We start from the raw sequence: 19,375 nt of genomic DNA, 5'->3' as shown, positions 1-19,375 counted from the left end.
CGAATTTGGCTTTGGCCATGATAATATCCTTTTGATTCGTGCAAACTGCACAAGGTTTTGATAAATGATTGTTTTGGCTTGCCACTTATGGACAAACCAAAACGGATTTAAGTGAGATGATTATGATTACTCATCATCATCTTTGGCAGTGAATTTCTTGATAATCTCGTCTGCCACATTCTTAGGCGTTTCTTGGTATTTGGCAAATTCCATAGAGTAAGTTGCGCGACCTTGAGACATAGAACGCATTTGGGTGGCATAGCCGAACATTTCAGCAAGTGGCACTTCTGCACGGATGGCTTTGGTGCCGCCAGGCAAGTCGTCCATGCCTTGAACCACGCCACGACGACGGTTAAGGTCACCCATGATGTCGCCCATGTAGTCTTCTGGGGTCTCAACTTCTACTTTCATGATAGGCTCTAGCAAGGCAGGAGATGCTTGCATAAAGCCTTTCTTGAATGCGATAGAACCCGCCATTTTAAACGATAGCTCGTCAGAGTCCACGTCATGGTAAGAACCATCATATAGGGTCGCTTTAACGTTAACGACTGGATAGCCTGCCAAAACGCCGTTCTTCATACGCTCTTGGATGCCTTTATCTACCGCACCGTGGTATTCTTTTGGTACAACACCGCCCACGATTTCTTCGGCAAATTCGTATTCCACATCACCTTCTGGGTCAAGTGGTTCAAGACGTAGCCATACATGACCAAACTTACCACGACCACCTGTTTGACGAACAAACTTACCTTCAACTTCAACCGTTTGACGGATGGTTTCACGGTAAGCAACCTGTGGTGCACCGATGTTCGCTTCAACGTTAAACTCACGCTTCATACGGTCAACGATGATGTCAAGGTGCAATTCACCCATACCAGAGATGATGGTTTGGCCACTCTCTTCGTCTGTACGTACACGGAACGAAGGATCTTCTTTGGCTAGACGACCTAGAGCAATAGACATTTTTTCTTGGTCGGCTTTGGTTTTTGGTTCAACCGCTAGTGAAATAACTGGGTCTGGGAATTCCATACGTTCCAAGGTGATGATGTTATCATTATCACACAAGGTATCGCCCGTGGTTACGTCTTTTAGACCCACAAATGCGACGATGTCGCCCGCACGAACTTCATCAACTTCGTTTTGGCTGTTGGCATGCATCTCAACGATACGACCGATACGCTCACGCTTCATCTTAACAGGGTTATAAACGCTGTCGCCTTGTTTTGCAACGCCAGAGTACACACGAACGAAAGTTAGATTACCCACGTATTTGTCATTCATGATTTTGAACGCAAGGGCGGCAAATGGTGCATCATCAGAAGATTCACGGCTACCTTCGGTTTCGTCTTTGTCATCTAGGATGCCTTTGATGGCCTCAACGTCAGTGGGGGCAGGCAAGAACTCGATGACGGCATCAAGCATACGCTGTACGCCTTTGTTTTTAAAGGCAGTACCACAAAGCATTGGTTGGATTTCACATGCTAGTGTACGAACACGAAGACCAGCGACGATGTCTTCACGAGACAAGTCGCCTTCTTCTAGGTATTTGTCCATCAGCTCTTCTGATGACTCGGCAGCAGCTTCAACCATGTTGTTACGCCATTCGTTGGCAGTATCTACTAGGTCGGCAGGAATCTCGCCATATTCAAACTTCATGCCTTGAGATTCTACGTCCCAAATAATGGATTTCATCTCAAGCAGGTCAACAACACCTTCAAAGTTATCTTCTGCACCGATTGGCACAACCACAGGCACAGGATTACCGCCCAGACGGGTTTTAACTTGTTCAACCACACGGAAGAAGTTGGCACCTGTTCTGTCCATTTTGTTAACAAAGGCAAGACGTGGCACTTTGTATTTGTTGGCTTGACGCCATACCGTCTCTGACTGAGGTTGTACACCACCAACCGCACAGTACACCATGCATGCACCATCAAGCACACGCATAGAACGCTCAACTTCAATGGTAAAGTCAACGTGACCGGGGGTGTCGATTAGGTTAATGCGGTGTTCTGGGAATTGATCAGACATACCTGACCAAAAGCAAGTGGTCGCGGCAGAAGTAATGGTAATACCACGCTCTTGCTCTTGCTCCATCCAGTCCATCGTTGCAGCACCTTCGTGCACTTCGCCGATTTTGTGGCTTTTACCTGTGTAGAACAAAATACGCTCTGAGGTCGTGGTTTTACCTGCGTCAATGTGCGCAGAAATACCGATGTTACGGTATCTATTTAAGGGGGTTTTACGTGCCATAATTTTTCCTAGAAAAATTGCGAGTAATTGGGTGTCAGTTTGTCATGATAAGACATAATCATGACCGCACCATGACAAACGACTGATATTGTTTGGCAAGCCAAACACGCTTTTCATAAAATTAGAAGCGGAAGTGCGAGAACGCTTTGTTAGCGTCAGCCATACGGTGAACGTCATCACGTTTTTTGATGGCAGCACCTTTACCTTCGGCGGCGTCATTTAGCTCGCCTGCTAGGCGTAGAGCCATAGACTTCTCAGAACGCTTAGCGGCAGCGTCAGCCAACCAACGCATGGCTAGGGCAGTACGACGGGAGGGACGGACTTCCATAGGCACTTGGTAGGTAGCACCACCAACACGGCGGGCTTTTACTTCCACCGTTGGGCGAACGCTTTCTAGCACTTCTTCAAAGAAAGCCACTGGATCTTCGATGTTACGCTTGGCAGCAACACTCTCTAACGCACCATAAACGATTTTTTCAGCGACTGATTTTTTGCCGTCAACCATAACGTGGTTGATGAATTTGGCGATGGTTTGGCTGCCGAACTTAGGATCAGGTAGAATTTCACGGGCAGCGACGACACGACGTCTTGGCATAATAGTTCCTTATGTCTTCAGGGTAAATCTGGCATACAATCTTAAAACAAATCAGGCATTTAGCCAGCCTTACTGCATGATTGTGGGCATGGGGTAGATTAACACACATCATCACAAGCCATGCACAGGTTAAATTTGGGTTATTGAGCTAAATTACGCCTTAGGACGCTTAGCACCATACTTAGAACGACCTTGTTTACGGTCTTTAACGCCTGCACAGTCAAGTGCACCACGAACAGTGTGATAACGCACACCTGGTAGGTCTTTTACACGACCACCACGGATAAGCACAACGCTGTGCTCTTGTAGGTTATGACCCTCACCGCCGATGTAGCTAGATACTTCATAGCCAGAAGTCAAACGCACACGGCATACTTTACGCATGGCTGAGTTTGGCTTTTTAGGGGTGGTGGTATATACACGAGTACAAACGCCACGACGTTGTGGGCAAGCTTGTAATGCAGGTACTTTCGACTTTTCAGTAATGGTCTTACGACCTTTACGGATAAGTTGGTTTGTAGTTGCCATAGGCAATATCTCCCGTTAATTAAAAACTTGTTTTTGGCAAAATTGATTAATTTTTAGGCAAATTTGCACAAAAAACGTACTTATCCCAAATGGGATTTGGCATTATAATACTTTTATTTAAGAAAATCAAGGCATTTTAAAACAAAGGCAAAACCCAGTCTAAGCCGAGCTTTGCCTATTTTTTGATTTTAATCGCCTTGATACTCAACAGCGAGCATGGCATTTGTTTTAAAAGTCGACATGGCAGTACCGATGACTTCATCAATAAGTTCACGGTTGTAATACGCCCCCACCCCAACTGCGGAGATGGACGCCAAATGACGAAGCCAGCTTGTGTTGATGTTGTCAATATCAATGCCGTACTTGTCGGCAAGTTTGTCCAAATGGGCAAACTTTAACAGCTCATCGAAGTCTTTTATCGTGGTATTGGACGAGCTAAGTTTGACCAGCTCTTCTTTTAGACTGCCCTCATCAGCATGAGCCAATACCCCGCCTGCCAACGCAAGGGCGGTCAGAATGACTTGTTTTTCTTGAAGTTTATCCAAATTCGCCCCCGACAGCACGCCATACGCCATTTTTATGCCGTCTTTGCCTGTCAATGGCACATCATAGACCACCGACAGCTGATACACCGTTCGCAGTGCCACAAGCAGTAGCCACGCGGTGTCCATAACCACGCCTTTTAGCCCAAAAAAGCCCGTCACACCGCCAGCCGTTGCCAAGGCTCGGTTTTGGTCGGCAAGGCTTTGAGCCAGCTCGTCCTTTTGGGCAGGGGTGAGCGTTTTGGGGTCGGTAGGCACGGATTTGACCGCCCATGCACAAGCCAGCTCGGCAATCTTATGATAAATGCTCTCTGAGACAGCATTTAGCTTGTCATCGGAGATGAATCTGCCTGCCAAGCCATGCACTGCTGTGACTTTTTTGCCCAAAATAGACTTAACAAAACCCCCACCGAGCGTTGAACCTTGGATATAAAAGGGATGCTTGGTTGTAGCATCGACATCCAAATCCACGCTCTGATAGCTCTTGTCTTGATGACCGCGTCCTAAATAAGCACCTGCTGTGGCAAGCAGCCCGCCCAGACCTTTTAAAGCATGGGATTTTTCAACCGATTTGTCATTGGTTTTTTGCTCATGGGCTTGTTCATGCTCATCGGTAATCTTGCTGGCGTTTGGGTCATTGGCAGGCTGATGTTTTTCATCTTTATCTTGTTCTTTATGTTTATCTTGTTCTTTGTTCAATAAGCCCTCCGCCTTATCGAGCAGTTCATCGGCTTGTTTGGCGGCCTGCTCGCTGATGCCATCTAAACTCTCTTTTGCCTGCTCTTTGACATCATCTAGCGTCTCTTTGGCACGCTCGGCAAGCGTTTGGGTGTTTTTTTGAACATCTTGCACCACCTTTTCTGCCTTATCCTGGACATCGCTTATGGTCTGTTGTAGTTCTTGTTTGGCATGGCTAAGTTTGTCATTGACCAGGCGTGCGGTCTCATCAGTGTCATCACCAGTAAGCTCTTGGAGATGTTCCTTGGCAGTTTGTAGCACCTGCTGTGCCTGTTGTTTTACCTGCTCTTTATTATCTAGGTTATCTAGGTCATCTAGCTGTTTTGCCAGCTCAGCAAGTTTGTGTTGGGCGGTCTCTTTGGCTATCTCTTGGGCGGATTTGGCGGTATTTTTGTCGTCACTGGCATGAGCATTCTTATTCTCATCACCCTTGTCGTCTTTATCATTACCTTGATTCTCGTCAATAGGTTTTTGGTCACCATAATCATCATCGCCCATCTCATGGATGATATCCTTTGGTTCATCACTGCCAACCTTAACTACCGCCACATCTGATACATTGGCATTGGCGATGTCCACATCACTTGCAATCACCTCCACATTGCTGTGGCTTAATCCTTCTTGGTTGTCAATAAAATCATGAACCACCGCCGTTTTTTTGGTGGTTTTGGGGTTTTTGGTGCGTGGGGTTTTTGGTGTACTCATAACTTCTCCTTAATATGAACAAATTAACATGGCATAAAAACTCATCATATCAAATTATCAAAAATTTGCTGTGCCAAATTGTAAAACAACGCTACAAAATGTAAAAGCCAGTCATTCACGCAAACTTGCCACACCCTAACATGGCATATTCAAACACCCAACAATCTTACACCAGCCTAAGCCACCCAACTTTTTTGTAAATGAACAGCAAAAATGATAGGTAATTGGCAAATTTTACCTTATAATAATTTCATTTGCTTTTTTGTATTTTTTTATTTTACCATGTCGCCATCTGCCGAAGCACGCCTAGCGGTCTTGATTGACGCTGATAATGCGTCCACAACCTACCTTGAAGCACTCATGAATGAGATTGCCACGCTTGGGCGGGCAAGCGTTCGCCGTGCTTATGGCGACTGGACAAAGCCCCAACTTGCCAGTTGGAAAAGCGTGCTGTTGTCGCACTCCATTCAGCCCATGCAACAGTTCGCCTACACCTCGGGTAAAAACGCCACCGATTCGAGCCTGATTATTGACGCCATGGATTTGCTCTATACCGAGCGGTTTGATGGCTTTTGCCTTGTGTCATCTGATAGTGATTATACCCGCCTTGCCCAGCGTATCCGTGAACAGGGTCTTATGGTGTATGGCTTTGGCAAACAGCACACGCCTAAACCCTTTATGCAAGCCTGCGACCGCTTTACCTACCTAGAAGTCTTTGAAGAACACAAAAAGACCAGTAACGTGGACTTTTATGATTCAGCCGACATGCTATTCTCAGGCGATAACCAATTCAAGCCTGTGGACGTGGCGATCGCATTGGTCAAAAATGCCATCACCACCATGGCAGACGAACATGGCTGGGCGAACATCGCCCCTGTCAAAAACTACATCCTAAAAGTAGAGCCTGATTTTGATGCTCGCCTGTTTCACTATGACAAATTTAGCGACTTCTTAAAGGCATATCCCCGCTACTTTGAGCTGACCGAACGCTACCCCAACGGCGACAATCACAAAGTGATCTTCGTCCGCAACCGTCAAAACGACCTCATTGCCGACAGCGAGCTGACCATTTGATGAGACGGGTGTTTTTGGGGGGCAGTTTTGACCCTGTGCATGACGGACACCTAGACATGGTGCGTCTTATCCATCATCGCCTGTCATCTTTGGGTTTGCCCTTTGTCATCTCGTTTTTGCCCACCGCAGGTAGCCCCTTTAAAGGCACACCCACCGACCCCACGCACCGCCTAAACATGCTGTCTTTGGCGTGTGATATATTAAAACATCAAGACATGACCGCAAGCATTGACACATCAGAAATCCACCAAACCCCACCCGTCTATACCATAGACACGGTGCGTGCATTGGCACAGCGTTATCCTGACGATGAGCGGATTTTTGTCATGGGGGGCGACAGTTTGGCAAGTCTGCATTTGTGGAGGGATTATAAAGAGCTTTTGACGTATATTAAAATTTGGGCGTTTGACAGAGCTGGCAGTGATGATGTCGTGCCAGATATTTTGGTAAGAATGACCGATGATTTTGGTAAATTTTTACAAGATGGTTTTTTAAAAGATGATTTGTTAAAAGATAAATTGTTAAAAACCAATAACTCTTTTAACACTAAAAGCATTTTTTATGACACATCGCCCGTGCCTGCCGTCTCGTCCACTCAAATCCGCCACGCCCTAGCCCAAAACAACAAACCATGTCATTTGCCCGAACCGATTTTTGATTATATTAAAACGCACGAGCTTTATAAAAGTGTGCTATAATAGACGGTTAATCTTTATTTTATTTGAACATCATGACCACACATAACCTATCCTTAGATGAGCAAATCACGCTCGTAACCACCGCCTTGGACGACCTAAAAGCCAAAGAAATCACCGTGATGACGGTTGAACATTTGACCGAGATTGCCGAGCGTATCATCATCGCCAACGCCACCTCAAAACGCCATGTCAAGGCACTTGCTGACAAGCTCGGAGCCACTGCCAAAGAAGCAGGGCTTATGCCACTGGGGCGTGAAGGCGACAAAGACAGCGACTGGACGCTGGTGGACTTAGGGCGTATCGTGGTGCATATCATGACCCATGAGGCTCGTGAGTTCTACGACTTAGAAGGCTTATGGTCATCGCCAGAATCCCTACAACAACTCGCCATGCAAAAGGCGTGATACATAAATAAAAGGGCGTGATTGCCCTTTTATGTTATGCGATAATACCACTCATGCCCCACCCCAAAGCCAATCTCCATAAAACTCGCCAAAATTCGCCCCGTCAGCCCCCAAATCACTTCATCGCCATAAATCCAAGCAGGGGTATGAAGTTTGGCGGTGTGGTTGGGTAGCTCCCTATCAAAAATATGATTGATAGGGGTGGTATGTAGCATCTCAAACGGTAGCCAAAACAGGTGGGCTATCTCATCTTCGCTAGGGGTGAGTTTGTCCACCACGTCTGCTTTAACGCTTGCCACCACAGGGCGGACAAGTAAGCCCTTTTTGGAAATTTGCATGGGCAAATACCCCAGCACCTCACAATCCGCCCTACCCAGCCCCACTTCTTCGCACGCCTCACGCAAGGCAACTTCTGCCGAGCTGTTGTCCGTCTCATCACGCTTACCACCGACAAAGGCAACCTCCCCTGCGTGGCTACTTAGGCGAGATGACCGCCGTGTGAGCAGTAGGCGTGGGCGTGATTCATCAGTGATGACGATGAGTACGCACGCCTGCGGGGGTGGATTATCATTTAATAATTTTTGATAATGCTTTATCGTACTTTCACGCACAAGTCCTGTCAATAGCTCGTTGTTGTCCGTATAAGGCACAATATCCACACCCCGATACTCCCCAAGTCGCCCTGCCAGCTCATAAAAACGGTGGTCGGTGGGTAGGGTTATGGTGGTTTTGTCGGTAAAATCATTTGTCATTTTGGCATTTTTCCTTTAAACTTAATCAAACTCATTATAACACCAAATTATGACATACTGTTTACAATGCGGTCAGCCCGCCACCCACACCATACCACAGGGCGACAGTCGTGAGCGTCTTGTGTGTGGCTCGTGCGGTTATATCCATTACGAAAATCCCAAGATGGTCTGTGGCGTGCTTGCCGTCCATGACGGTCGTATTTTGCTGTGCAGGCGTGCCATTGAGCCTCGTTATGGGCTGTGGACGCTCCCTGCTGGCTTTATGGAAAATGGCGAAACGATGGCGGACGGAGCAAAGCGTGAAACGGTCGAAGAAGCCGAAGGCGTGGCGGTGGATTTGAAACTATATGCCCTATTTGATTTACCACAATGGGGGCAGATTCATGCGATGTATCTTGCTAATCTCAAAGACGGTCAATTTGGCGTGGGGAGTGAAAGCCTAGAATGTGGGTTATTTTATCCGCATGAGATTGACATGGAGAATCTCGCCTTTGAGACAGTTAAGCAGACCATTGAGCGGTATTTGGCAGATAAAGAACGCTTGGAAACATTGGGCAAAGATGGTGGGGATTTTGGTTGTTATCCTTTGCATGAGGTGTGTTTGAATCCATAAGGTTTTAAATTTGTTTGTGGCGTAGGGGCGTGCTGAGCACGCCCAATTAAAGACCCCAACAAAGGGCGTGGAAAGCACGCCCCTACAAATCCGAACACAAATTGAGTTCGGTTGGTACAAACCCGTAAATTAGGGTTTGGTTTTACCCCAAATCCCTCTCCAAAATCAACGCATCCACCACCCCCCATTCGTCTTTATAATAGCCCTTTCGTACATCAATTTGGTAAAAGCCCTGCCTCTCATATAGGCGTATGGCAGGGGCGTTGTCGGCTCGCACTTCTAGGAGAATTCGCTCCGCTTCTTTTTCTTGGCACAGTTTATCAAACTCATCAAGTAACCCCTTACCCACGCCCTGTTTTTGAAAATCAGGGTCGGTGGCGATGCGTAACACTTCTGCCACCTCAAAGACGATTTGATAAATCAAATAACCCATGATGTCGTCATCATCATTTTCGGCAATCAACACCCCTGCCCCAAACTGCCCCAAAACCTGCCCCACCGACAAAGCGTCCCACGCGTCATCAAACAGCCCTCGTTCAATGTGGGCAATGGCACTCACATAACCGCCCTGCTCAGTCTGTTTGGGGTTGTCAAAATTTAAAAAAACTGTCATAAAAGTTGCATGATAATGTGATTAAATGTGTTATGATAACCCAAATGTTTGTATTTAAAAAGAGAAAATCATGACAAAAAAACCCCTGTGGAACGACCCCAACGCCACCGATGAAGCCAATAAATACCAAAATCCCATTCCCTCACGCCTACTTATCCTACAAACTGTCGCCCAAATGAACAATGACGGCAAACCTGCCACGGCGGAGAGTTTGGGACTGCATTTTGAGATTTTGGGCGATGAGGAGCGATTTTTTGCCCTAACCAACCGCCTAAAAGCCATGCTAAGAGACAACCAACTAGAACGCACGGACGGCATTCATTTTAGCATTGCCCCTTTGCCGACCACCGTCACGGGCAAAGTGATTGCCAATCCTAAGGGCTTTGGTTTTGTCAGCCTACCTGACATGCCTGATTTATTTTTACATGAAAAACAAATGCGACTGGTGTTTGATGGCGACACGGTAGAGGCGGTGGCTACCGAATTTAAAGGTAAGGCAGAGGCTCGTATTACGAGTGTCATCGCTCGTGCTGGCAATGAATTTGTGGGCGTGATTGACAGCGATGATGAGGGCTACTTTGTGCGTCTGTCAGGGGCGAACGCTCATCAGCCGATTACGCTGACTGATGATGAGGTGGCACATTTTGGCGTGAGTGTGGGCGATAGCGTCAAAGTGGCGATTATTGACATGCCCACCTATCAAGAGTACGCCACAGGCAAAATCAGCGAAGTGCTAACAAACCTCAACGACCGTGAACTCATCATCGAAACCACACTCCTAAACCACGCCATACCGTCTGAGTTTAGCCAAGCCACCCTAGAACAAGCCGACAGCTATGGCGAGCCGACCGAGACAGACATTAAAGGACGAGTGGATTTGCGAGACTTACCGCTCATTACCATTGATGGCGAGGACGCACGCGACTTTGATGATGCGGTTTATGCTTGCAAACGAGCAGGGGGCAACTACCGTGTGGTGGTCGCCATTGCCGATGTCAGCCACTATGTGACCCCCCAAAGCCCACTTGATGTGGACGCTTATGAGCGTGGTACGAGCGTGTATTTTCCGCACCGTGTCGTCCCCATGCTTCCAGAAGTGCTGTCCAATGGCTTATGTTCGCTCAACCCCAAAGTAGACCGCCTCTGCATGGTGGCAGATATTAAGCTGTCCAAAGCAGGTAAGGTCACAGGCTATGAGTTTTATCCTGCGGTCATGCACTCACAGGCTCGCCTGACTTATAACCAAGTCAATGCTTATTTTGACGACCCGACCAATGAGACTTTGCCTGATGATTTGGTCAAAAATCCTGAGGTAATGAAGTCAGTGGATACGCTTTTTGCCCTATGCCAAATCCTTGATAAAAAGCGTGAGGAGCGTGGAGCGATGGCGTTTGAGACGGCGGAGAGTTACATTGTCTTTGGCGAAGATGGCGACATCAAAGACATCAAAAAACGCACACGAGGCGACGCTCACAAACTCATCGAGGAGATGATGCTCCTTGCCAATACCTGTGGGGCAAATTTCGCCCTAAAACACGAGTTGCCAGCCCTGTATCGCAATCACGACAAGCCCAGCGATGAAAAGTCCGCCAAACTGTCCGAATACGTCAAATCGTTTGGATTGTCATTTCCGACCGAGTCGCCCACCCATGCTGATTATCAGCATATCATCAAGGCAACCGAAGGACGGGCGGATACCCAAAGCATTCATTCCATACTCCTTCGCTCCATGATGCAAGCGAACTATAGCCCTGACAACATCGGGCATTTTGGCTTGGCGTATGATGAGTATAGTCATTTTACCAGTCCTATTCGCCGTTACCCTGACCTTATGCTCCACCGAGCCATTAAGGGTAAAGTTACCAACACCAAGCCCAAGCCTGCCATTTACAAAACCCTAGACGAGGCAGGCGAGCAAACCTCCACCACCGAACGCCGTGCCGAAGAAGCAAGCCGTCATGTGGAAGCCTGGCTAAAATGCCATTATATGCAACGGCATTTGGGCGATGAGTTTGTGGGGACGATTACCACCGTAACGAGTTTTGGTTTGTTTGTTACGCTAAATAACTTGTTCATTGACGGACTGATTCACATCTCAAACCTATCTGCCGAGTACTATGAGTACAACGAGCGTGAACAAGCCTTGATTGGCGAGAAAGGCTCAATCTTTAAACTTGGCGAACAGCTTTTGATTAAGGTTGCTGGCGTGAATATGGATTTATTGCAAGTGGATTTTGCGTTGGTTGAGAAAGTGGGGGATGAGAAGGTGGTTAAGAGCGCTAAGAATACCAAACCCACCCGAAAAAAGACGGTCAAAAAGTCATGATGTCGGAACGATGGCTTGCCCATCACTGGGTCATGATTATTTGGGCGTACCAGCCTTTTATGATTTTAAAAAAGCAAATCGTTCATCAAGGCGATTTGCTTTTTCTTATCAAACTTAATTTGCAATTGTTAGTAAATCTTAATAATTTTTAAACTATAATTATCAATGACTTATTGCTAACTTAATTCATTAAAATTTTTATGGATTTATTTAAAAAATGACTTGCGTTTGCATTTCATGGGCGTATAATGGCTAAACTTGATAGAGATTAATTTATTTAACAATCATATTTTTTAAATTAATTTATCTGTTTTACAATGATTAATAAATTATGGCATTTGTATTTTAGTCTCAATATCAGTTTCTAAAGTATCATATGCAAAGATAGTGGGGTATAAATAAATGCTAGACATCGCCAAATTTAGTGAGATTTTAGATGAATTACACGCCGACTCTGCCGAGATTGAGGCATCAGCACTCATCACTGATGATGGCATCACACCTGCCCATGGGTGTGAACGAAGAGCGGATTAGTGCCATGAGTGCCGCTCTGCTGTCGGTCAGTGAACGCATGATTGACACGCTATCGGGCAATGAGAGCGAGCGTGTGATGGTGCAAAGCAAAGTGGGCTATGTCATCGTCAGTGCCGTGGCTGAGAGTCTATTATTGACAGTTGTCGCACGTCCTGATGCCAAGTTGGGCATGGTCTTTCACGACATCAAAAAAGCATCACAACGTGTGCAAGCGGTACTAAACGGTCAGGTATAATCATCATAAACGGCAGGCAATGCCGTTTTTTTGACTGTGCTATTTATAAAGTCATGAAAATCCTTTACAATTGTTCACTTATTTTTTAAAATAACCGCTTACTCATTGATTAGTCCATTTATTGATTGGGGAGAAATCATGTTACCAAACCATCAGTCTATCACTCGCCAAGACATCGCTCGCCTGTTTAATTTACCGCTCATGGATTTGCTCATGCAAGCCCAAAGCGTTCATCGTCAGCATTTTCGTGCTAACGAAGTCCAAATCAGCACGCTACTATCCATCAAAACAGGCAACTGCCCTGAGGACTGTGGCTACTGCTCGCAGTCGGGACATTATCGTGATAAGACAGGTCTGACCGCCGAAAAACGCCTTGAAATCCAAAAGGTCTTGGCATCGGCAAAGCGTGCCAAAGCATCAGGCTCATCTCGCTTTTGTATGGGGGCGGCATGGAAGCACCCATCAGCCAAAGATATGCCGTATTTGGTGGAGCTTATCCGTGAAGTCAAAGCGTTAGGGCTTGAGACGTGCATGACTTTGGGTATGCTAAAACCCGACCAAGCCCAGACTTTGGCAGACGCAGGGCTTGATTATTATAATCACAACCTTGATACCTCTCGCAATTATTATAGCCAAGTAACCACTACTCGCTCGTATGATGACCGCCTAGAGACGCTTGAACACGTCCGAAACGCAGGGATAAATGTGTGCAGTGGCTCAATCGTGGGTATGGGCGAGAGCCGTGATGATAGGATTGACTGGATACATGAGCTAACCACCATGCCCATACCGCCCCAGTCCATTCCTGTCAATCTACTCGTCCCTATCAAAGGCACGCCACTGGGCGATAAGGTACTAGAAGAGGGCAGGTTGTCCGTCATTGAGTGGATACGCACGATTGCCGTTACTCGCATTTGCTGTCCGACAAGCTACGTGCGACTGTCGGCAGGGCGTGAGAGCTTGACGGACGGTGAGCAGGCGTTGGCGTTTATGGCAGGGGCGAACTCGTTCTTTTATGGTGATAAGCTACTGACCACAGGCAATCAGTCCCAAGCCAATGATGACCGCCTTATGGCAATGCTCGGGCTAACTGCCGAAAAACCCACCCCCAAGCCCAAAATCGTGAACGCCATGACGGGCAAGGCAGAGTTTGACGACTTGCCACAAGGCTGTCCGTTATCAGCTTGATAGCAAAACAATAACACACCCTTAAGCCCAATAAATTTATGCTTGCTCTGTCATCATAAACATAAAAAAATATAAGTTTACAAAAGTCTTAAAGGTTTGTTAAAATAGACATCTATTTTTATCAGTTTATTGGACAAGTCATGAAAAAAATCACGCTTTCTTTTGCCTTATGTGCAGGACTATTTGGATGCACCGATAAGCCTGCCGAGACACCCGCCCCAGCCGACAGCCATCCGACAGCCACCACCGCCCCTGCCGAAAGACCAAGCAAACTACCTAATGATGCCCCTGTGGTAAAGGTTGTGACTTCAGGGGTTCTACCACCCTTAACTTTTTTAAACGAAAATGGCAACCTAACTGGCATAGACGTGGACATCATTCACGCCATCGGAGAAGACCAAGGCTTTAAGGTGGAGCTACACAAAGAAAGATTTATTGACATGCTTCCCAATCTAGAAGCAGGTAAATATCAAGTTGTCATTAGTGGCTTATCTCCATCACCTGAACGTATTGCTAAATTCGATCACACCAATCCCTACTTGCAAAACCCATCCATCATCATGCATAAGCCCAACGTTGCGGTAACAGACATCGCAAGCCTAAAACCGTTGCGTGTGGCAACCATGAAAGATACCACACAAGAAAAACTCATTAACGAGTTATCTGTTGCATCACACGAAACCGTGGATACAGTATTTCAACTGTATCAAGGTTTGGTTCAAGACAAATATGACGCGGTATTGCAAGACAAATACTTCTTAGAATATATCGCTCTTAATTATCCCGATCATCAGATGAGCGTGGTAGAGTATGATAAAACTCCGAACGCAGCAGATATTGTTATCTACACCCAAAAAGGCGACCAAAAACTGCTAGATAAGCTCAACGCAGGCATTACTAACCTGAAAAACTCAGGGGAGATAAATAAAATCACGTCAAAATATCTGACCCTACCTACCGCCAAATAAGTAATTAAAGCAAATCGGTACTGACAAATAATTGGCATTGGCAGATAACCCATCAAAGACCAAAGCAATTATAAATCAAAAAAACACTTGTAATTTTTGTAATATCTTGTTACACTTTACAAGTGTTTTTACTTTGAAAGCAACTTAGGGAGTAATAATGAAAAAATCCGCCTTTGCCAAATACTCAGCACTTGCCCTAATGGTTGGGATGTGCCTGCACACCGCTTACGCCAAGGAGTTTAGCCAAGTCATCATTTTTGGAGACAGCTTGTCCGACACAGGTCGCCTAAAAGATATGGTCGCCCGAAAAGATGGCACCCTTGGCAACACCTTACAGCCATCTTTTACCACCAACCCCGACCCCGTTTGGTCAAGCTTATTTGCCCAAAGTTATGGCAAAACCGCCAGCCCCAACACGCCCGACAACCCCACTGGCACTAACCATGCCGTGGGCGGAGCTCGCTCTGGCTCGGAGGTCAATTGGAATGGTTTTGTGAATGTACCCTCCACCAAAACGCAAATCACCGACCATTTGACCGCCACAGGTGGTAAAGCCGACCCTAATGCCCTGTATGCCATTTGGATTGGCTCTAATGACTTAATTTCAGCATCTCAAGCCACCACAACAGCCGAAGCCCAAAACGCCATTAAAGGTGCGGTAACTCGCACCGTGATAGACATCGAAACACTCAATCAAGCAGGGGCGACAACCATTTTGGTGCCAAATGTGCCTGATTTGAGCCTCACGCCCCGAGCCATCTATGGCGAAAGCCTCATGGCAGGTGTGCAAGACAAAGCCAAACTCGCCTCAAGTCTGTATAATAGCGGTCTGTTTGGAGCATTAAACCAATCCACCGCCAACGTCATCCCTGCCAACACCTTTGCCCTACTCCAAGAAGCGACCACAAATAAAGAAGCCTTTGGTTTTAAAAACACGCAAGGCGTGGCGTGTCAAATGCCCGCTCGTACCACAGGGGCGGATGATGTGGCTTCTACTTCCTTGGCATGTACCAAAGCCAATCTTATAGAAAACGGGGCAAATGACACCTACGCCTTTGCCGATGACATTCACCCATCGGGACGCACGCACCGCATTTTGGCACAGTATTACCGTTCTATCATGGACGCCCCTACTCACATGGGTAAACTCTCAGGCGAACTTGTCAAAACGGGTTCAGCTCACGACCACCAAACGTATCGTCAGCTTGACAAATTGGGTAATTCACACAGCATTTGGGCAAGCGTCCATGCCAGCGACCGTACCGACCCCACCACCCAAATCGGCTTGGACGTGGCAGGCTCATCAAGCCATACAGGGGCGTATCTGAGCCACCAAAACCAAAATTATGCTCTAGATAACACCCTATCATCAGACGTAAAAACCATTGGTATGGGAGTTTATCATCGTCATGATATCGGCAATGTCCGCCTAAAAGGCGTGGCAGGGATGGACCGACTTAGCGTGGATACGCACCGCCATATCGACTGGGAGGGGGCAAGCCGTTCGCACACCGCAGATACCACCGCCAGACGTTTTCATGCAGGGCTACAAGCCAGCTATGGCATAGACATGGGCAAAGCCACCGTGCGTCCGCTCATCGGCGTACATGCCCAAAAAGTCAAAGTAAATGACATGACCGAGAGCGAACCGACTTTATCCACCGCCATGCGTTTTGGTGAACAAGAACAAAAGTCCCTGCAAGGCGAGATTGGTGTGGACGTGGCTTATCCGATTAGCCCTGCTTTGACTCTGACGGGGGGTATCGCTCACGCTCATGAGTTTAACGATGATGAACGCACCATTAATGCCACTTTGACCTCCATTCGTGAATACACGAAAGGCTTTAATACAAGCGTTAGCACCGACAAATCTTACGCCACCACCGCTCATCTGGGCGTACAAGGGCAACTTGGCAAGGCAAATATTCATGCAGGCGTTCACGCTACCCACCAAGACAGCGATACAGACGTGGGTGGTTCGCTTGGGATTCGCTTGATGTTTTGATTGGCTTTTAAAGATAAAAAGTGGTATCATGCCACTTTTTATTTTGCCAAAAATCTATGTTTGAGTATATCAAAGCCTTTCACATCATCGCCATGGTTTGCTGGTTTGCAGGGATTTTTTATTTGCCACGGCTGTTTGTTTATCATGCCATGAGCGATGATAAGATTAGTCAAGAGCGGTTTGCCCTTATGGAGCGAAAGCTCTACCGTGGTATCATGAATCCTGCAATGATGGCAACGTGGGTACTGGGGCTGTCTATGGTCATCATGAATTGGCAAATCTACAAAACCCAAGGCTGGCTACACGCCAAAATCACGCTCGTTATCCTACTTACCATCTATCACATCGCTTGCGGACGATTTCGTTTTCGCCTTGCTGACAACCCCAAACTAAAAACCCACGTCTATTGGCGGTGGTTTAACGAAATCCCTGTCTTTATCTTAATTGCGGTGGTGATTTTGGTGGTGGTAAAGCCGTTTTGATGAAACAAGGGCGGTCATGAGTAACATCGTAAAAATATAATGTTATATTATTTCATATTACTGATACTAAACTGTAAGAAACTACCACCAAATGATAACTTGACCACCCATTAAAATAAGCGTACACTGGCTGTGTATTCATCCACCATCAGCCAGCCATGACCACCACCGCCCTTGACCTTGCCCACGCTTATGCCACAGGCGACACCTGCCCCATCAAAGTATTAGACACGCTGTATGAGCATATCGATGACGCCCCCAATGCGTTCATCAGCTTAACCAAAGAGCTTGCCTACGCTCAAGCCCAGTCCGCCAAAATCCGTTGGCAACGGGGCAATCCCTTATCCATATTTGACGGCATACCCATCGCCTACAAAGACTTATTTGACGTCAAGCACACCATCACGACCGCAGGGGCAAAGCTCAGAGTACACGCCCCGCCTGCCACGCAGGACGCTCACGTTGTCTCAACCTTGCACCATATGGGCTTGACTTGTGTGGGCAAGACCAACTTATCCGAATTTGCCTATTCAGGACTGGGGCTAAATCCCCATTTTGGTACCCCAACCAATTTTACCAATCCTGACCACGTGGCAGGGGGCTCATCATCAGGGTCGGCAACGGTGGTCGGGCATGGCATTGTCCCACTTGCCATGGGGACGGATACCGCAGGCTCGATTCGCATTCCTGCCAGTTTTAATGGCTTGGTGGGATTTCGTGCCAGTCGTCAGCGTTATGACAAGCAAGGCGTATTCCCCCTAGCCGATTCACTAGACACCCTAGGCCCTATCGCTCATGACGTCATAGACTGCCTACTCATTGATGAGCTACTTCATCATCAGCCTTGTCTAGACTGGCTTAATGATGACCATCCCACACGCCTTGCCCAATCTCACGCCTTGCCCACACTCGTGTTTGACCCTGCCATCGTTGCCTTGGCAGATGATGACGTGCAGGCGTGTTTTCATGAGTGGGTGCAGACACTGACAAAGGCGGGCTTTTATATCAAGGCAGAGACCATCACGGCACTGCATGACACGCTTGCCTGCATTAATGAGCAGTGGCTTGGTTCTGCCGAAGCCTATACTCTGCACGAAGAGCTACTGCATAGCCCCCAAGCCGATGAGCTAGACAGGCGGGTCAGAACCCGACTCATGCTTGCCAAAGACATCAAAGCCAGCACCCAAATCCGCCTATATGCTCGCCGAGCCGTCTATCAGCAGGCTCTCATGCATAAGCTTGGCAATCGTCTGTTTATCATGCCAACCGTCCGCCATACCGCCCCTGTGCTTGCTAAACTAGAAGCCGATGATAACTATTTTGCTCATATCAATGCTCAGACCCTAAACCTCACCATGATTGGCAGTTTTCTGGACATGCCGACCCTAAGCCTGCCCATTGGCACGGACGCTCAGGGCTTGCCCATTGGGGCTTCTGTGGCAGGGGTAACAGGAAGCGACCGACAGGTACTCATGTCAGGGCATGTGATACAGACGTATTTGTCTTAAAGGGTTTGATGATGATTGGCGATATGTTCAATCATTACAAATCAAACCGCAATAATGTCATGTCAATAAATTTTAACCGCAGGATAACCTGCATTTTCTAAGGAGCTGTTATGGCAAAAGAAATCTTTGTATCCATTGGCGTTGATGTTGACGCCGTGGCAGGCTGGCTTGGTTCGTATGGCGGTGAGGACTCGCCAGATGACATCTCTCGTGGGCTGTTCGCTGGCGAAGTGGGTACGCCTCGCCTGCTTGATTTGTTTGACAAAGAAGGCTTGACAACCTCATGGTTTATCCCTGGTCACTCGGTCGAAACCTTTCCCAAACAAATGCAAATGGTCGCTGACGCAGGGCATGAGATTGGCATTCATGGATACAGCCACGAAAACCCCATCGCCATGACTCGTGAGCAGGAACAAGCGGTACTAGACAAGTCCTTCGCCCTGATTACCGAGCTAGCTGGCAAAGCCCCGACAGGCTATGTCGCCCCGTGGTGGGAGTTTAGCCCTGTTACCAATGAGCTGTTGCTTGAAAAAGGTATTAAATACGACCACAGTCTCATGCACAACGACTTTACGCCTTATTATGTGCGTGTGGGTGATATACCAACCGAACTT

Annotated in this window: 19 protein-coding genes; 13 read left to right on the top strand and 6 right to left on the bottom strand. The window is 47.2% G+C overall.

The features are described from left to right. Positions 1-126: 126 nt before the first annotated feature. From fusA to B5J93_RS09065, 4 genes are all read right to left on the bottom strand, one after another. Positions 127-2,253, bottom strand: a complete 2,127-nt coding sequence (gene fusA / locus B5J93_RS09080; RefSeq protein WP_029102687.1) for an elongation factor G — start codon at positions 2,251-2,253, stop codon at positions 127-129. Positions 2,254-2,374: 121 nt separating this feature from the next. Further along, on the bottom strand, positions 2,375-2,848 hold the full coding sequence (rpsG, locus tag B5J93_RS09075; protein ID WP_062500173.1) for a 30S ribosomal protein S7: 474 nt from the start codon (positions 2,846-2,848) through the stop codon (positions 2,375-2,377). 153 nt (positions 2,849-3,001) lie between these two features. Further along, the gene (gene rpsL / locus B5J93_RS09070) at positions 3,002-3,376 is read right to left on the bottom strand and encodes a 30S ribosomal protein S12 (RefSeq protein ID WP_029102685.1); all 375 of its coding nucleotides are present in this window, start codon (positions 3,374-3,376) and stop codon (positions 3,002-3,004) included. Between the two features lie 188 nt (positions 3,377-3,564). Continuing rightward, positions 3,565-5,361, bottom strand: a complete 1,797-nt coding sequence (locus tag B5J93_RS09065; RefSeq protein WP_079326095.1) for an EcsC family protein — start codon at positions 5,359-5,361, stop codon at positions 3,565-3,567. Positions 5,362-5,643: 282 nt separating this feature from the next. Between B5J93_RS09065 and B5J93_RS09060 the strand changes: the two genes are divergently transcribed. The 3 genes from B5J93_RS09060 to rsfS are packed head-to-tail and all read left to right on the top strand — an operon-like array spanning position 5,644 to position 7,537. Continuing rightward, positions 5,644-6,435 carry an NYN domain-containing protein gene (locus tag B5J93_RS09060; RefSeq protein ID WP_079326096.1) on the top strand — a complete coding sequence of 264 codons (792 nt, stop codon included), beginning with the start codon at positions 5,644-5,646 and terminating at the stop codon, positions 6,433-6,435. After that, positions 6,435-7,133, top strand: coding sequence for a nicotinate (nicotinamide) nucleotide adenylyltransferase (gene nadD / locus B5J93_RS09055; protein WP_079326094.1), 699 nt, complete (start codon positions 6,435-6,437; stop codon positions 7,131-7,133). Before B5J93_RS09060 ends, nadD begins: the two co-directional genes overlap by 1 nt. 32 nt (positions 7,134-7,165) lie before the next feature. Next, positions 7,166-7,537 (top strand): ribosome silencing factor, encoded by a 372-nt coding sequence (gene rsfS / locus B5J93_RS09050; RefSeq protein WP_079326093.1) that lies wholly within the window; start codon positions 7,166-7,168, stop codon positions 7,535-7,537. A gap of 29 nt (positions 7,538-7,566) precedes the next feature. Here rsfS and B5J93_RS09045 read toward each other — a convergent pair whose 3' ends face one another. Continuing rightward, complete coding sequence (locus B5J93_RS09045; protein ID WP_079326092.1) at positions 7,567-8,289, bottom strand: NUDIX hydrolase; 723 nt, start codon at positions 8,287-8,289, stop codon at positions 7,567-7,569. Between the two features lie 49 nt (positions 8,290-8,338). On the opposite strand from B5J93_RS09045, the gene B5J93_RS09040 reads away from it, so the two are divergent. Next, positions 8,339-8,902 carry an NUDIX hydrolase gene (locus tag B5J93_RS09040; protein WP_079326091.1) on the top strand — a complete coding sequence of 188 codons (564 nt, stop codon included), beginning with the start codon at positions 8,339-8,341 and terminating at the stop codon, positions 8,900-8,902. A gap of 142 nt (positions 8,903-9,044) precedes the next feature. Here the strand turns inward: B5J93_RS09040 and rimI are convergent, their stop codons facing one another. Next, a complete protein-coding gene (gene rimI, locus B5J93_RS09035) occupies positions 9,045-9,515 on the bottom strand; it encodes a ribosomal protein S18-alanine N-acetyltransferase (protein ID WP_079326090.1) in 471 nt (156 codons plus the stop codon). Between the two features lie 70 nt (positions 9,516-9,585). Between rimI and rnr the strand changes: the two genes are divergently transcribed. From rnr to B5J93_RS08995, 9 genes are all read left to right on the top strand, one after another. Then, a complete protein-coding gene (gene rnr / locus B5J93_RS09030; RefSeq protein WP_079326089.1) occupies positions 9,586-11,841 on the top strand; it encodes a ribonuclease R in 2,256 nt (751 codons plus the stop codon). A gap of 402 nt (positions 11,842-12,243) precedes the next feature. Next, positions 12,244-12,375 (top strand): hypothetical protein, encoded by a 132-nt coding sequence (locus tag B5J93_RS14235; protein ID WP_265734211.1) that lies wholly within the window; start codon positions 12,244-12,246, stop codon positions 12,373-12,375. Continuing rightward, positions 12,329-12,610: a roadblock/LC7 domain-containing protein gene (locus B5J93_RS09025; RefSeq protein WP_228144915.1), complete on the top strand. Its 282-nt coding sequence runs from the start codon at positions 12,329-12,331 to the stop codon at positions 12,608-12,610. The genes B5J93_RS14235 and B5J93_RS09025 overlap by 47 nt, the downstream gene beginning before the upstream one ends. 138 nt (positions 12,611-12,748) lie before the next feature. Beyond that, positions 12,749-13,798 carry a biotin synthase BioB gene (gene bioB / locus B5J93_RS09020; protein WP_079326088.1) on the top strand — a complete coding sequence of 350 codons (1,050 nt, stop codon included), beginning with the start codon at positions 12,749-12,751 and terminating at the stop codon, positions 13,796-13,798. A gap of 140 nt (positions 13,799-13,938) precedes the next feature. Continuing rightward, positions 13,939-14,766 carry a substrate-binding periplasmic protein gene (locus B5J93_RS09015; RefSeq protein ID WP_079326087.1) on the top strand — a complete coding sequence of 276 codons (828 nt, stop codon included), beginning with the start codon at positions 13,939-13,941 and terminating at the stop codon, positions 14,764-14,766. A 157-nt stretch (positions 14,767-14,923) separates the two neighbouring features. Beyond that, on the top strand, positions 14,924-16,771 hold the full coding sequence (locus B5J93_RS09010; RefSeq protein ID WP_079326086.1) for an autotransporter domain-containing protein: 1,848 nt from the start codon (positions 14,924-14,926) through the stop codon (positions 16,769-16,771). A 56-nt stretch (positions 16,772-16,827) separates the two neighbouring features. Beyond that, positions 16,828-17,253: a protoporphyrinogen oxidase HemJ gene (hemJ, locus tag B5J93_RS09005; RefSeq protein ID WP_079326085.1), complete on the top strand. Its 426-nt coding sequence runs from the start codon at positions 16,828-16,830 to the stop codon at positions 17,251-17,253. A 158-nt stretch (positions 17,254-17,411) separates the two neighbouring features. Next, positions 17,412-18,761 carry an amidase family protein gene (locus tag B5J93_RS09000; RefSeq protein ID WP_079326084.1) on the top strand — a complete coding sequence of 450 codons (1,350 nt, stop codon included), beginning with the start codon at positions 17,412-17,414 and terminating at the stop codon, positions 18,759-18,761. Between the two features lie 110 nt (positions 18,762-18,871). After that, positions 18,872-19,375 (top strand): polysaccharide deacetylase family protein (locus B5J93_RS08995; protein ID WP_158080724.1); only part of this gene is annotated, 504 nt, incomplete at its 3' end.

The organism is Moraxella equi (assembly GCF_002027555.1).
GTDB classification, from domain to species: Bacteria; Pseudomonadota; Gammaproteobacteria; order Pseudomonadales; family Moraxellaceae; genus Moraxella; species Moraxella equi.
This window is presented reverse-complemented; position numbering and strand designations above follow the sequence as displayed.